This window comes from Pseudescherichia sp. AS216 (assembly GCF_037152055.1).
GTDB lineage: Bacteria > Pseudomonadota > Gammaproteobacteria > Enterobacterales > Enterobacteriaceae > Pseudescherichia.
Map to the genome: position 1 here is coordinate 85,974 of NZ_JBBCMV010000006.1, position 14,820 is coordinate 100,793.

General features: G+C 57.6%; 15 protein-coding genes. 10 read left to right on the top strand and 5 right to left on the bottom strand.

All coding sequences use genetic code 11. The annotated features are described in order from the left end of the window. Positions 1-24: 24 nt before the first annotated feature. Both WFN61_RS17275 and WFN61_RS17280 read left to right on the top strand, forming a co-directional pair. A complete protein-coding gene (locus WFN61_RS17275; RefSeq protein ID WP_257758723.1) occupies positions 25-534 on the top strand; it encodes a TRAP transporter small permease in 510 nt (169 codons plus the stop codon). A gap of 10 nt (positions 535-544) precedes the next feature. Continuing rightward, positions 545-1,831, top strand: a complete 1,287-nt coding sequence (locus WFN61_RS17280) for a TRAP transporter large permease (RefSeq protein ID WP_257758722.1) — start codon at positions 545-547, stop codon at positions 1,829-1,831. Between the two features lie 78 nt (positions 1,832-1,909). Here WFN61_RS17280 and zntA read toward each other — a convergent pair whose 3' ends face one another. From zntA to rsmD, 4 genes are all read right to left on the bottom strand, one after another. Beyond that, the gene (gene zntA / locus WFN61_RS17285; protein WP_257758721.1) at positions 1,910-4,096 is read right to left on the bottom strand and encodes a Zn(II)/Cd(II)/Pb(II) translocating P-type ATPase ZntA; all 2,187 of its coding nucleotides are present in this window, start codon (positions 4,094-4,096) and stop codon (positions 1,910-1,912) included. 73 nt (positions 4,097-4,169) lie between these two features. Continuing rightward, a complete protein-coding gene (locus WFN61_RS17290) occupies positions 4,170-4,796 on the bottom strand; it encodes a lysoplasmalogenase (RefSeq protein WP_042393226.1) in 627 nt (208 codons plus the stop codon). 103 nt (positions 4,797-4,899) lie between these two features. Then, a complete protein-coding gene (locus WFN61_RS17295) occupies positions 4,900-5,169 on the bottom strand; it encodes a DUF1145 family protein (RefSeq protein ID WP_103820374.1) in 270 nt (89 codons plus the stop codon). Then, the gene (gene rsmD, locus WFN61_RS17300; protein ID WP_144817994.1) at positions 5,163-5,774 is read right to left on the bottom strand and encodes a 16S rRNA (guanine(966)-N(2))-methyltransferase; all 612 of its coding nucleotides are present in this window, start codon (positions 5,772-5,774) and stop codon (positions 5,163-5,165) included. The genes WFN61_RS17295 and rsmD overlap by 7 nt, the downstream gene beginning before the upstream one ends. A gap of 203 nt (positions 5,775-5,977) precedes the next feature. On the opposite strand from rsmD, the gene ftsY reads away from it, so the two are divergent. From ftsY to WFN61_RS17340, 8 genes are all read left to right on the top strand, one after another. Then, entirely contained in the window at positions 5,978-7,444 is a 1,467-nt protein-coding gene (gene ftsY / locus WFN61_RS17305) for a signal recognition particle-docking protein FtsY (protein ID WP_257758720.1), read from the top strand. Positions 7,445-7,446: 2 nt separating this feature from the next. Next, positions 7,447-8,115, top strand: a complete 669-nt coding sequence (ftsE, locus tag WFN61_RS17310) for a cell division ATP-binding protein FtsE (protein ID WP_042393218.1) — start codon at positions 7,447-7,449, stop codon at positions 8,113-8,115. Beyond that, complete coding sequence (gene ftsX, locus WFN61_RS17315) at positions 8,108-9,157, top strand: permease-like cell division protein FtsX (protein WP_144817996.1); 1,050 nt, start codon at positions 8,108-8,110, stop codon at positions 9,155-9,157. The genes ftsE and ftsX overlap by 8 nt, the downstream gene beginning before the upstream one ends. Positions 9,158-9,433: 276 nt before the next feature. Continuing rightward, complete coding sequence (gene rpoH / locus WFN61_RS17320; RefSeq protein ID WP_042393216.1) at positions 9,434-10,288, top strand: RNA polymerase sigma factor RpoH; 855 nt, start codon at positions 9,434-9,436, stop codon at positions 10,286-10,288. Positions 10,289-10,425: 137 nt separating this feature from the next. Beyond that, entirely contained in the window at positions 10,426-11,691 is a 1,266-nt protein-coding gene (locus WFN61_RS17325) for a 4-aminobutyrate--2-oxoglutarate transaminase (RefSeq protein ID WP_257758719.1), read from the top strand. A 197-nt stretch (positions 11,692-11,888) separates the two neighbouring features. Further along, on the top strand, positions 11,889-12,989 hold the full coding sequence (livJ, locus tag WFN61_RS17330) for a branched chain amino acid ABC transporter substrate-binding protein LivJ (protein ID WP_144817998.1): 1,101 nt from the start codon (positions 11,889-11,891) through the stop codon (positions 12,987-12,989). 303 nt (positions 12,990-13,292) lie between these two features. Then, positions 13,293-13,562 carry a type II toxin-antitoxin system TacA family antitoxin gene (locus tag WFN61_RS17335; RefSeq protein WP_144817999.1) on the top strand — a complete coding sequence of 90 codons (270 nt, stop codon included), beginning with the start codon at positions 13,293-13,295 and terminating at the stop codon, positions 13,560-13,562. 3 nt (positions 13,563-13,565) lie between these two features. After that, complete coding sequence (locus tag WFN61_RS17340) at positions 13,566-14,084, top strand: GNAT family N-acetyltransferase (RefSeq protein ID WP_257758718.1); 519 nt, start codon at positions 13,566-13,568, stop codon at positions 14,082-14,084. A gap of 3 nt (positions 14,085-14,087) precedes the next feature. Here WFN61_RS17340 and panM read toward each other — a convergent pair whose 3' ends face one another. Then, the gene (gene panM, locus WFN61_RS17345) at positions 14,088-14,474 is read right to left on the bottom strand and encodes an aspartate 1-decarboxylase autocleavage activator PanM (protein WP_144818001.1); all 387 of its coding nucleotides are present in this window, start codon (positions 14,472-14,474) and stop codon (positions 14,088-14,090) included. Positions 14,475-14,820: the final 346 nt, after the last annotated feature.

Here is a 14,820-nt window from a genome sequence, read left to right on the forward strand (position 1 = left end):
TCAGACCCGTTTTGTGGAGGACGTATGTCCGAACGCTACCTGAAGTGGATGGACCGTCTGTACCTGCTTGCGATGGTCGTAGCGGGCGCGGCGCTGCTGGTGATGACTATTGTGATCCCCATTGGCATCTTCTCGCGCTACGTGCTTAACCGCGGTGAGTCCTGGCCGGAGCCAATCGCCATTATCTGCATGGTGACCTTTACCTTTATCGGCGCGGCGGTCAGCTACCGCGCCGGGTCACACATTGCGGTGAACATGCTTACCGACCGGCTGCCCGCAGCGCTGCAGACCCTGTGCGCTCGGGTGGTGGATCTGCTGATGCTGGGGATCTCCCTGATCATTTTCTGGTACAGCTTCTGGCTGTGCGTGGAGCTGTGGGAGCAGCCCGTCGCCGAGTTCCCGATCCTGACCTCCGGGGAGAGCTATCTCCCGCTGCCGCTGGGGTCGGCGATCCTGATCCTGTTTGTACTTGAGCGCCTGCTGTTTGGATCGCAGGAAAATCGTCCGGTCGTGCTGCTCGGTAACCATACTTAAGGGGTGAAAGATGGATGCGTTTGTTTTGTTGTTCACCCTCGCCATCTTGCTGGCGCTGGGTATGCCGGTGGCCTTCGCCGTTGGGCTAAGTGCGGTCGCTGGTGCGCTGTGGATCGATCTGCCTCTTGAGGCGCTGATGATCCAGATCACTAGCGGGGTGAACAAGTTTACCCTGCTGGCGATCCCGTTCTTTATCCTGGCGGGCGCGATCATGGCGGAAGGGGGCATTGCCCGGCGTCTGGTTAACTTTGCCTACGTCTTTGTCGGCTTTATTCGCGGCGGCCTGTCGCTGGTGAATATCGTCGCCTCGACCTTTTTCGGTGCGATTTCCGGCTCGTCGGTAGCGGACACGGCCTCTATAGGCAGCGTGATGATCCCGGAGATGGAGAAGAAAGGCTACCCGCGTGAGTACGCGGCGGCGGTGACCGCCAGCGGCTCGGTGCAGGCCATTCTCATTCCACCCAGCCATAACTCGGTGATCTACTCTCTGGCGGCGGGGGGCACGGTCTCTATCGCTACCCTGTTCATCGCTGGGGTGTTACCGGGACTGCTGCTCGGGCTGTGCCTGATGATCCTCTGCCTTGGCTTTGCCCATAAGCGCGGCTACCCGAAAGGGGAGCGGATCCCGTTTAAGCAGGCGCTGAAGATCCTGTTCGATGCCCTGTGGGGGCTGATGACGGTAGTGATCATTCTCGGCGGCATCCTGTCGGGGATCTTTACTGCCACCGAGTCGGCGGCGGTGGCCTGCCTGTGGGCCTTCTTCGTGACCATGTTTATCTACCGCGACTACAAGTGGAGCGAGCTGCCGAAGCTGATGTGCCGTACGGTAAAGACCGTCACCATCGTGATGATCCTGATCGGTTTTGCGGCAGCGTTCGGCGCGGTCATGACCTATATGCAGCTGCCGGTGCGCATCACCGAGTTCTTCACCTCGCTGTCGGATAACAAGTACGTCATTCTGATGTATCTCAATATCATGTTGCTGCTGGTGGGCACGTTGATGGATATGGCCCCGCTGATCCTGATCCTGACCCCGGTGCTGCTGCCGGTGACCAACTCTTTGGGGATCGATCCGGTGCACTTCGGCATGATCATGATGGTTAATCTCGGGATCGGGCTGATCACACCGCCGGTTGGCTCGGTGCTGTTTGTTGCCAGCGCGGTGAGCAAGCAGAAGATCGAAACGGTAGTAAAGGCAATGATGCCCTTCTACGCCATGCTGCTGGTGGTGCTGGCAATGGTGACCTATATCCCGGCGATTTCGCTGTGGCTGCCGGGAGTATTAGGGATGCAGTAAGCGTGAAGCCCGGCGGCGCTCTGCTTGCCGGGCCTACAAAACCGTAGGCCGGGTCAGGCGAAGCCGCCACCCGGCGTTTCACCGCCCGCGTAACAAACGTAACGCGTTCGCCGTTACCAGCACCGTTGCGCCGGTGTCGGCGAGCACCGCCAGCCAGAGTCCGGTGATCCCCAGCAGCGTAGTCACTAAAAATATGCCCTTCAACCCCAGCGCAATGGCAATGTTCTGCCGAATGTCAGCGTGCGTTGCTCGCGCCAGGGTAATCATCTCTGCCAGTCCGGTCAGCCTGCTGTGGGTCAGCGCCGCGTCGGCGGTCTCCAGCGCCACGTCGGTGCCGCTGCCCATCGCGATACCGATAGTGGCCGCCTTCATTGCCGGGGCGTCGTTAATGCCGTCTCCAACCATCGCCAGCGGCGCACGATCGTTTAGCGCGGTGACCGCCGCGACTTTATCTTCCGGCAGCAGCCCGGCTTTGAACTCAAGCCCCAGTTCGCCAGCAACCGCCGCCGCCGCGCGTGGGTTATCGCCCGTCAGGATCGTCCCCTGCACGCCCAGCCGATGTAGGTCAGCAACCGCCTGCCTTGCATCATCACGCAGGGTGTCCCGCAGCGCCAGCACGCCTTTTAGCTCGCCATCTTCAGCAACAATAACCACCGTCTGCCCGGCCGCTTCCAGGGCGTGAATGCGCTCGCTCAATTCGACAGCCGCAAACTTACCTGCCGCGCAGATCAGCACTTTTTTGCCCTCGACGTCGGCCTCTATACCCGATCCCACCAGCGCGCGCTGCGCCGTGGCGCGTGGGATCGCCAGCCCGCGAGCCTCGGCTTCACGCACAATGGCCTGTGCCAGCGGGTGGGTCGAACCCTGTTCAACCGCAGCGGCCAGCGTAAGCAGCGTCTCCTCGCTGGTGTGATGAGGATACATTCCCGTGATCTGCGGTTTACCCAGCGTCAGGGTGCCGGTTTTATCGAAGGCGATATGCCGCACGCGCCCGAGCTGCTCCAGCGCTGCGCCGCCCTTAATCAGCGCACCCCGGCGTGCCGCTGCCGCCAGCCCGGAGGTGATCGCCGCTGGCGTGGAGATCACCAGCGCACACGGACAGCCGATGAGCAGCAGGGTCAGCCCTTTGTAGATCCAGCCTTCCCACGGGGCGCTGAAGAGCAGCGGAGGCACAACCGCAACCAGCAGGGCGATGAGCATAACAATAGGGGTATAGATGCGGCTGAAGCGATCGATAAAGCGCTCAACAGGGGCGCGGCGCTCCTCGGCCTCCTCGATCAGCCTGAGGATACGGTCAATCGCGCTGTCGCCCGGCTCTGATAGCACGTTAAGCTGGACCAGACGATCCACGCTGGTGGCCCCGGCAGGCACCTTTTCCCCGGCGGCGCGCGCCACGGGAATGGACTCGCCAGTCAGGGCGCTCTCATCAAAACTGGCGTCAGCACTAAGCAGCGCCCCATCGGCAGGCAGGCGGCCGCCAGCGGCGACCTCAATCACATCGCCTGGCCGCAGCGAATCTATCGCCACCGTTTTACGTTCGCCGTTAACGACTAAAGTCGCGGTCTCGGGCTTAAGCGCCACCAGAGCGCTGACGCCCTTCCGCGCCCGGCTGGCAGCCCAGCCCTCAAGACGCTCACCGACTAAAAATAGCAGCAGCACCATCGCCGCCTCTGCCGTTGCGCCGATAAACAGCGCCCCGATGGCCGCCACGCTCATCAGCGTCTCAATGGCAAACCAGCTGCCGCTTCTCATCAGGCGCAGCGCCTGGCGGGCGATAGGGTAGAGGCCGACGAGGGTGGTGGCGATAAAGGCCAGATTACCGAGCGGGTGGTTGACCTGCTCCAGCGCCCAGCTCAGCGTCATCATGACGATCAGCGTGATAAGCGCCAGGTTTTCCTGCAGGAAAGACCTCTTCTCGACCGGGGCTGATTCGCTGCGCAGAGAGTAACCGGCGTTTCTGACCGCGGCCTCTACCTGAGCGCTAACGTTGCCCGAGGCGTTAACCAGCAGCTTCTCGGTGGCGAACAGCACCTGAACCTGTTCAACGCCGGCAACCTGCCTGACCGCGTTTTCCACTTTGCGCGCGCAGGCGGCGCAGTCCATGCCGTTAACCACCCAGCTGTAACGATCGCCACTCGCCGGCAGGGGGGCGGTACGCTGCGTTTCGCACGCTTCCGCACAGCAGCACTCCTCCTGGACCGGCGCAGGGGCGGGCTTAAACGCCGTAAACTGTGGCGCTTTTTTGGACTTTTCAGGAACAGACATAACGTCCTCCGGTCAATGATAATTTTCTCATTAACCAGAGGATACACTCTGGAGTCGACTCCAGAGTCAAGCGTTAAATGTAGAGGGAGCGAACAATCAGGAAGTGACCGGCAAAATAGCAGGCGCTAACAATGGCGCTGTCTGCTTTGAAGCGGCGGCGGTAGTGGCTGCCCAGCCAGACGATATTGCTCAACAGCAGCAGGACGGCACCAACAAACGCCGACAGCGCCGGGCTAGTCGGACGGAAGAACCACAGCTCGCCAGCCAGCCAGACCATCACCAGCGTCATCGCGATAAAGGTGCAGATAGGCCAGCGTAGCTCCTCAAGTCGCGTCCAGATCGTGGCGATCAGCAGCACTCCAATCACCAGCAACGCCAGCGGCAGTGGCCAGAAGAAGCTGAGCGTCATCTGGCTGGCGAAGTAGATGGTGTAAAGCAGATGCGCGAGGAAGAACGCCCCGATAGCGTAGAGCAGCTGCTGGCGCGGCAGCAGGGTTAGCGCATCGCCCACCAGGGTCGCACAGAGACCGGCCAGCACCAGATAGCTGACGGCGTTGAACATCGGTGCCTGCCAGGCCAGCAACAGCAGCAGCAGCAGCGTGACGGGTTTAAAGACCCAGCGTTGCCAGGCGGGCCCGCGATAGGACGCGTCCACGTAGAGCCAGGCGGAAAAACATACGGCGATAAACGACCAAAGCATCTTAATTCCTTGAATTCGTTACTGTCTCATGGGCGTTATGCCCACACCCTTGCTATTCAGTGTAGTGGCCGTGACGGACAGATGACAACGCGGGTCCGTCCGATTACTTCTTCTGCTTAAGCCTTTTCTGCCACACCAGCAGCTCAAAGACGCCAAACAGAAAGATGCGCCACTGCTCGGCGGCGGTCATCTGCGGGCCATCTTTTGGCAGGGCGGTCTTCATCATTACCATCTGTAAGGCATGCATAAAGGCGGTGAAAACCAGCGCCACGTTAACAAAGATGTTCAGCGGACGCGGGAAGGGGTGAACCAGGTTAAGGATCAGAAATGCCCAGACGCACAGCATCATCAGGCGGCCTAAATTAATCAGCATGTTACGCTCCCTGTACGTAGCGATGATAAAGGTACGTGCCGGTGATAGAGGCGGTAAGCCACCTGTCCGGCTATCTTTTCACGGTGCAGATCCCAATGTGTCGGCACGGGCGGCAGCCCGCTTTCCACTTCGCTCTCTACATAGATTAGCGCGTCATCCGCCAGCCAGCCGTTATTTTCCAACAGCCGCAGCGTCTCGTCGAGCAGGCCCTTACGAAACGGCGGATCGACAAAGACGATATCATGCGGGGTTCCGCTCTGATTGAGGAACGTAAGCGTATTGTCGTTAACAACTTTGCCCTGGGTGGCGCTCAGCGTCGCCAGGTTCTGTTGCAGCTGGCGGGCAACGCCGCGCTCCATCTCTATCAGCGTCGCAGAGGCCGCGTAGCGCGACAGCGCCTCCAGGCCCAGCGCACCGCTGCCGGCGAAGCAGTCGAGGCAGCGGGCGTCTACCATTGAGGGAGCCAGCCAGTTAAACAGGGTCTCTCTGACGCGATCCGTCGTTGGACGCAGGCCGGGGCTGTCCGGAACCGGTAGTTTGCGGCCGCGCCACTGACCACCAATGATGCGTATCTGGCCGCTGGCGGCTCGGTTGGGTTTTTTCATAATGCTGGCTCTGGTCACAATTTTTAGGCCGCTATTTTAGCGGCGGGCGACGCTGGACGAAACCTTAATCCGCAGGCGGTGCTGTAGAATCAGGAAAGTGTTAGACTAACGAATTACTTACACAATTTTCAGTCCCTGTTTGCGACTAGGTTTAGGACAATACGGGCTGTGCCATGAATTAACCGCGAGGAGTGTAGTCGCAAATGGCAAAAGAGAAAAAACGGGGTTTCCTCTCCTGGCTGGGCTTAGGCCCAAAAGAGGAGCCGCAGCAGGCAGAGCCTGAGCAGCAGATTGAACCGCAGCCGGAAGAGCCGATCCAGCAGCAGGCGGTTGTTGAACAAGAAATTGAAAAAGAAGTAGAGGCCGAAGCAAAAGCGGAGCCTGCCCCACATAGCGAAGCCGAATCGGAAGCTTTTGCCGCCGACGTCGTCGAGGTGACGGAGCAGGTAGTTGCCCGGGAAGAGGTTGCAGAAACGGCGCCGGAAGCGGTTATAGAAGAGCCAGCCGCGCCGCAGGAAGCGCCTCTGCACGCTCAGCCGCCGGTGTACCTTGCCGAGGAAGCGCTGCCGCAGGCGGAAGAGGTTGCCCCCATTGAGCCGGAAGCAGAAGAGTGGTTAACCGAAGACGATCAGCGTGAACTCACCGACGAGGAGCTGGAAGCCGCTGCGCTCTCTGCGCCTGCCGAGGAGGAGATCGTTCTGGAGGAGGAGCCCGTTGAGGTCGCACCTCTGGAGCAGGAGAAGCCCACCAAAGAGGGGTTCTTTGCGCGTCTGAAACGCAGCCTACTGAAAACGAAAGAGAATCTCGGTTCCGGATTTATCAGCCTTTTCCGCGGCAAAAAAATCGATGATGATCTGTTCGAGGAGCTGGAAGAGCAACTGCTGGTGGCGGACGTTGGCGTTGAGACGACGCGTAAAATTATCGCCACGCTGACAGAGAGCGCCAGCCGCAAACAGCTGCAGGATGCCGAGGCGCTCTACGGCCTGCTGAAGGCGGAGATGGGCGATATTCTCGCAAAAGTTGATGCGCCGCTTAATATTGAAGGCAAAACGCCATTTGTTATTCTGATGGTGGGCGTCAACGGCGTCGGGAAAACCACGACCATCGGTAAGCTGGCCCGTCAGTTTGAACAGCAGGGTAAATCGGTGATGCTGGCTGCAGGGGATACTTTCCGCGCGGCAGCGGTTGAGCAGCTCCAGGTGTGGGGCCAGCGCAACAATATTCCGGTGATTGCCCAGCACACCGGTGCGGACTCCGCTTCGGTCATCTTCGATGCGATTCAGGCAGCGAAATCACGCGGCGTTGACGTGCTGATCGCCGATACCGCCGGTCGCTTGCAGAATAAAGCGCACCTGATGGAAGAGCTGAAAAAGATTGTCCGCGTCATGAAAAAGCTGGACGTTGATGCGCCGCACGAAGTGATGCTGACCATTGATGCCAGCACCGGGCAGAATGCAGTAAGCCAGACCCGCCTGTTTAACGAAGCGGTAGGCCTGACGGGGATCACTCTGACCAAGCTGGATGGTACAGCGAAGGGCGGGGTAATCTTCTCCGTCGCCGACCAGTTCGGGATCCCTATTCGGTATATCGGGACTGGCGAGCGTATAGAGGACTTGCGTCCGTTTAATGCGGGCGATTTTATAGAGGCACTTTTTGCCCGAGAGGATTAACAATGATTCGCTTTGAACACGTCAGCAAGGCCTATCTCGGTGGGAGACAAGCGCTGCAGGGGGTGACCTTTCACCTGCAGCAGGGCGAGATGGCATTTCTGACCGGCCACTCTGGCGCAGGGAAAAGTACGCTGCTCAAGCTGATCTGTGGTATTGAGCGGCCAAGCGCCGGGAAAATCTTCTTTGGGGGGCATGATATCAGCCGCCTGAAGAACCGCGAAGTGCCGTTTCTGCGTCGGCAGATCGGCATGATTTTCCAGGATCACCATCTGTTGATGGACCGCACGGTTTACGACAACGTGGCTATCCCGCTAATTATTGCCGGGGCCAGCGGGGATGACATTCGCCGCCGCGTCTCTGCGGCTCTGGATAAGGTCGGGCTGCTGGACAAAGCGAAAAATTTTCCGATCCAACTCTCTGGCGGTGAGCAGCAGCGCGTGGGTATCGCCCGCGCCGTGGTCAACAAGCCTGCGGTGTTGCTGGCGGATGAACCGACCGGTAACCTTGATGAGGCGCTTTCGGAAGGCATTCTGCGCCTGTTCGAAGAGTTTAACCGCGTCGGGGTCACCGTACTGATGGCGACGCACGACATCGGACTGATTTCCCGTCGTTCATATCGGACGCTGAGCCTGAGCGACGGCCATTTGCATGGAGGCCTGGCGGGTGAATAAACGCGACGCAGTAAATCAAATTCGTCAGTTTGGCGGCAAGTTCGATCGCTTCCGCAAGCCTGGCACGGGCGGCAGCCGTCCTCCGTCCGGACGCAGCAAGACACCGCCTAAGCCCGGTTCGCGGAAGAGTAACGTCTTCAATGAGCAGATGCGCTATGCGTTTAGCGGCGCGCTGCAGGATCTCAAGAGCAAGCCGCTGGCAACCTTCCTGACGGTAATGGTGATTGCCATCTCCCTGACGCTGCCCAGCGTCTGCTACATGGTCTATAAGAACGTCAACCAGGCGGCGACCCAGTACTATCCGTCGCCGCAGATCACCGTCTACTTCGATAAGGCGCTGGATGATAACGCCGCCCAGCAGGTAGTAGGCCAGCTGCAGTCGGAGCAGGGGGTGGAGAAGGTCAACTATCTCTCCCGCGAGGACGCCCTCGGCGAGTTCCGTAACTGGTCCGGGTTTGGCGGCGCGCTGGATATGCTCGAAGAGAATCCGCTTCCTGCCGTGGCGGTTGTGGTGCCCAAGCTCGATTTCCAGAGCACCGAGTCGTTGAACACCCTGCGGGATCGTATTACGCGCATCAACGGTATCGATGAAGTGCGTATGGACGACAGCTGGTTTGCCCGCCTGACGGCGCTAACCGGGCTGGTGGGCCGGGTATCGGCGATGATCGGTGTTCTGATGGTGGCCGCCGTCTTCCTGGTGATCGGTAACAGCGTGCGTCTGAGCATCTTCTCCCGCCGCGATACCATCAACGTCCAGAAGCTGATTGGCGCAACCGACGGTTTTATCCTGCGTCCGTTCCTGTATGGCGGGGCGCTGCTGGGCTTTAGCGGAGCGCTGATGTCGCTGATCCTGTCCGAGGTGCTGGTCATGCGGCTCTCTTCTGCCGTAGCCGACGTGGCGAAGGTATTTGGTACCCAGTTCAACCTCGACGGTCTGTCGTTTGACGAATGTCTGCTGCTGCTGCTGGTGTGCTCAATGATCGGCTGGCTGGCCGCCTGGCTGGCGACGGTACAACATTTACGTCACTTTACGCCTGACTAAGCGATTTTTTGATATACTCTTTCCCTGCACTTGATGTCTTGCAGGGAAAGAGTCCCTGTTAACTCTTCTCCCCTGCATCTGTTTTTATCAACGCTGTGTCACAATTTGTGCGTAATCTATTCACACGACGGCATTGAACTTGTGGATAAAATCACTGTCTGATAAAAATGTGGATGATATTCTCGTTGCTCACAATCGCTGGCATGTTTGTGCCTGTTCCTGAAAAGATGAAAGGAACGAACCGCCGCCAGTAAGAAGTCTATTGAGAGGATTTGAATGACCAAAGAAATGCAAACTTTAGCTTTAGCCCCTGTTGGTAACCTGGAGTCGTATATCCGGGCTGCTAACGCTTGGCCGATGTTAACGGCTGATGAAGAGCGGGCGCTGGCTGAAAAGCTGCATTACCAGGGCGATCTGGAAGCAGCTAAAACGCTGATCCTGTCTCACCTGCGCTTTGTTGTTCATATTGCTCGTAACTACTCGGGCTATGGCCTGCCGCAGGCAGACCTGATCCAGGAAGGCAACATCGGTCTGATGAAGGCCGTGCGCCGCTTTAACCCGGAAGTGGGTGTGCGTCTGGTCTCGTTCGCGGTGCACTGGATCAAAGCCGAAATTCATGAATACGTGCTGCGTAACTGGCGTATCGTGAAGGTCGCCACCACTAAAGCGCAGCGTAAGCTGTTCTTTAACCTGCGTAAATCCAAACAGCGTCTGGGCTGGTTTAACCAGGACGAAGTCGAAATGGTCGCACGCGAGCTGGGCGTCTCCAGTAAAGACGTGCGTGAGATGGAGTCCCGTATGGCCGCGCAGGACATGACCTTTGATATGTCCTCTGACGACGAGTCCGACAGCCAGCCGATGGCCCCGGTGCTCTACCTGCAGGATAAATCATCTAACTTTGCCGATGGCATTGAAGATGATAACTGGGAAGAGCAGGCGGCAAACCGCCTGACCGACGCGATGCAGGGTCTTGACGAGCGTAGCCAGGCGATTATTCGCGCACGCTGGCTGGACGAAGATAACAAGTCCACGCTGCAGGAGCTGGCCGACCAGTACGGCGTCTCGGCTGAGCGTGTACGCCAGCTGGAAAAGAACGCGATGAAAAAGCTGCGCGCGGCTATCGAAGCCTAACTTAAGCGCAGTCACCTGCTAAACCCCTGGATGAAAGTCCGGGGGTTTTGTTTTTTTAGCGCCCGCTCTGGCGAATTTTTAGCCCCTGGCAAACACTTACAGATGCGCTATGCATGGGTATTTCTCAGGGGGACAGGGTGAAAAATAACGAACTAAACGAACGGCGTCTACAGGCGACGCCACGCGGTATCGGCGTCATGTGTAACTTCTTCGCCGAAAGAGCAGAGAACGCCACGCTGTGGGACGTAGAGGGCAACGAGGTGATCGACTTCGCCGCCGGGATCGCGGTACTGAATACCGGCCATCGCCACCCGAAAGTCGTGGCGGCAGTAGAGAAACAGCTGCACGCCTTTACCCATACGGCCTATCAGGTGGTGCCCTATGAGAGCTACGTGACGCTGGCGGAGAAGATCAACGCCCGCGTGCCGGTCGAGGGGCCGGCAAAAACCGCCTTCTTCTCAACCGGCGCGGAAGCGGTTGAGAACGCGATTAAAATCGCCCGCGCCTATACCAAACGCCCCGGCGTAATCGCTTTCGGCGGCGGCTTCCATGGCCGGACCTCAATGACGATGGCCCTGACCGGTAAAGTCGCTCCCTACAAAATGGGCTTTGGCCCTTTCCCCGGTTCGATCTTCCATGCTCAGTACCCCAATGCGGTGCACAATGTCTCAACCCAGGATGCTCTGAACAGTCTGGATCGTATCTTTAAAGCTGATATTGCCCCGGATCAGGTGGCAGCCATTCTGCTGGAACCGGTGCAGGGTGAGGGCGGCTTTGTTATTGCGCCCGATGACTTTATGCAGGGCGTGCGTAAGCTCTGCGACCAGCACGGTATCCTGCTCATCGCTGACGAGGTACAGAGCGGCTATGCCCGTACCGGTAAGCTCTTTGCGATGGAGCACTACAGCGTCAGGCCGGATCTGATCACCATGGCGAAGAGCCTTGCGGGCGGCATGCCGCTGTCGGCGGTCTCCGGTCGTGCCGAGGTGATGGATGCCCCCGCTCCGGGTGGGCTGGGTGGCACCTACGCCGGCAATCCGCTGGCAATTGCCTCTGCGCTGGCGGTGCTGGAGGTCATTGAAGAGGAGCAGCTTTGCGAGCGCTCCCGCGTGCTCGGCGAGGCGCTGGTCGCGGCGCTGAACAACGCCAGGGCCAGCTGCCCGTACATCGCTGAGGTGCGTGCCCTGGGTTCTATGGTCGCCGTGGAGTTTAGCGATCCGCAAACCGGCGAGCCGTCGCCTGCCTTTACCCAGAAAGTGCAGGCCCACGCGCTGGAGGCGGGCCTGCTGCTGCTCAGCTGCGGCGTTTACGGCAACGTGATCCGCTTCCTCTATCCGCTTACCATCCCCGATGCGCAGTTCCGCCGGGCGCTCGATATCATCTCCCGCTCGTTAACACAGTAACTCGCACGCCCGGCGGCAACGATCTGCCGGGCATACACGATTTACATTTCAAAATAGCTATTCCTAAAAGATAAAAATGGGGTATGTTTTAGCATAGTGTGCTGAAAAGGCGCGTACAGCAGACGCATATATGAAATAAAGCGCCATAAAACAACATCACAACAAACGTTACAACCAGAACAATGGGGAATCTCAGGATGAAAATGAAGGGTAAAGCGTTACTGGCAGGATGTATTGCGCTGGCGTTCAGCACCATGGCACAGGCAGACATTAAAGTGGCCGTGGTGGGCGCAATGTCCGGTCCGGTTGCGCAGTACGGCGATCAGGAGTTTACCGGTGCGGAGCAGGCCGTTGCAGACATTAATGCGAAGGGCGGTATCAAAGGCGAAAAACTGCAAATTGTAAAATATGATGATGCCTGCGACCCGAAACAGGCCGTTGCGGTAGCGAACAAAGTGATTAACGACGGCATTAAATATGTTATCGGCCATCTTTGCTCCTCCTCTACCCAGCCAGCTTCTGATATCTACGAAGACGAAGGCATTCTGATGATCACGCCTGCGGCGACCGCGCCGGAGCTGACCGCGCGTGGTTACAAGCTGGTATTACGCACTACCGGTCTTGACTCTGACCAGGGCCCGACCGCGGCGAAATACATTCTGGAAAAGGTGAAACCGCAGCGTATCGCCATTGTTCACGACAAACAGCAGTACGGTGAAGGCCTGGCCCGCGCCGTGCAGGATAACCTGAAGAAAGGCAACGCGAACGTGGTCTTCTTTGACGGCATTACCGCCGGTGAGAAAGACTTCTCCACGCTGGTGGCGCGCCTGAAGAAAGAGAATATTGATTTTGTTTACTACGGTGGCTACCACCCTGAGATGGGCCAGATCCTGCGCCAGGCCCGCGCTGCTGGCCTGAAAACTCAGTTTATGGGCCCGGAAGGGGTCGCGAACGTATCGCTCTCTAACATCGCCGGCGAATCCGCAGAAGGCATGCTGGTAACCAAGCCGAAGAACTACGATCAGGTTCCGGCGAACAAACCGATTGTAGATGCGATCAAAGCGAAGAAACAGGATCCGAGCGGCGCGTTCGTGTGGACCACCTACGCCGCGCTGCAGTCGCTGCAGGCAGGCCTGAATCAGTCTGCCGATCCGGCAGAAATCGCCACCTGGCTGAAAGCCAACTCGGTAGAGACCGTAATGGGCCCGCTGACGTGGGATGAGAAGGGCGATCTGAAGGGCTTTGAGTTCGGCGTGTTTACCTGGCATGCCAACGGTACCGCAACCGACGCCAAATAATTTTCCCGTCGCCTTTCGCGCCGCAGGTGTGTTGGCTGCGTTCCTCAACGCCGGTCACTTACTCATGTAAGCTCCCGGGGATTTCCGAACTTGCCGCCTGCCTGCAACACGAAATGCTGGGGAAAATGGATATGCTAATTTGATCCCGTAGGCCCGGTAAGCGCTAGCGCCACCGGGCTTTTTTATTGTCTTCTCACACGGCAGGCGTTGAATTTTTATACCGACAAGCATAAAATAAATGTACGGTAAATATCCGTACATATACGCTATCATGCTTTCACGCTGATAGCTGGAGAAGACATCATGACGGCACTAAAAAAGCAGCGTATCGATCTGCGTTTAACTGACGATGACAAAAGCATCATTGAGGAGGCTGCGGCCCTGACCAATCAGTCAGTCACTCAGTTTATGCTCACTAGCGCAGCAGAAAGAGCCGCAGAAGTTATTGAGCAGCATCGCCGGGTTATTCTTAACGACGAATCCTGGACCCGCGTCATGGAAGCGCTCGGTAACCCACCCTCACCGAATGAGAAACTTCACCGCGCGGCGAAACGTCTTCAAGACATGGAGTGAACCGTGGAAAACCTGACGATAGAGATCTTCGTAGAGGATGCGGAGTATGACTGGCAGCATTTCGACTGCGGGGAAACGGGTCTCAGTCTCTTTTTAATCGAGCATCTCAAACGGCAGCATGGTGGAAAAATCCTGCGCGCCTATATTCTTCGAACAACAACGCCGGAACGGCGGGTGCTAGGCTACTACACTCTGTCAGGAAGCTGCTTTGAACGTGTTGCCCTGCCGTCAAAGTCACAGCAGAAGAAAATCCCTTACAAAAACGTTCCCAGCGTCACCTTAGGCCGCCTGGCCGTCGATCGCTCTCTGCAGGGAAAAGGGTGGGGTTCGGTATTGGTTTCCCATGCGATGAAGGTAGTCTATTCCGCCTCCCAGGCGGTGGGTATTCATGGTCTATTTGTTGAGGCCATGAATGAGAAAGCGCATGCGTTTTATCTCTCGCTGGGATTTATCCCGCTAACAGGAGAAAACGCGCACGCGCTTTTTTATCCGACAAAATCTATCGAAAGGCTTTTTTCATAGCCGCTACAGCCGCTTCTCCCAGCCGTTCTGCCGCGGGCTAAAGCCCAGCGCCTGGGTAAAGGCAGCCATAACGCTGCGATCTTCGACGCCGACGTCCGCTATCCACCAGCGGGTCACGTCTGGATTGCGCGCCATCGCCTCTTCAATCAGGTACTGCCCTACGCCACGACGACGCGTCACGTCCCGCACGCGCAGAGAATCCAGCGCCCCCTCGCTGCCGCTGAGGGTCACTCGCACCGCCGCCAGCAGTCGCTCATTAAAACGGGCGGCGTAGATCTGGTGCGTATCGTCAACGTTCAGCGACGATGCGGAGTACTCCGGCCAAATTTTAGCTAAATCAATGCGATCCTGGTCGCTAAACGTGTCTAAACGGATGATGGTCAGTTTCATTCACTGCGGGTCCAAATCTCAAAAGATGACAGCAGTGTACTCAATTTCCTTAGCCAGACGCTTTCACTTTTTCGCTGTCGGGATCAGCTGAATACTTTTAACGCAGCCGCTGAAGCAGTTTTAAACGTCAGGGATCGAAAAACAGGCAGTTTATTTATCTATGGAGTAGTGATTTATTCCGCTCTTTGTCCCATTATTTTATGCTGGAAGAGGCGCTTTTTTTTGTTTATCTCTGTATCAATACAGAATATTATCTCTGCTTAATAGCCTGAAAAATAGAGTATTTACTCAGGTTTTACGGTAAAAACTGCGCTAAACCATTAAGCAAGCTGGTAAAAATAGCGTT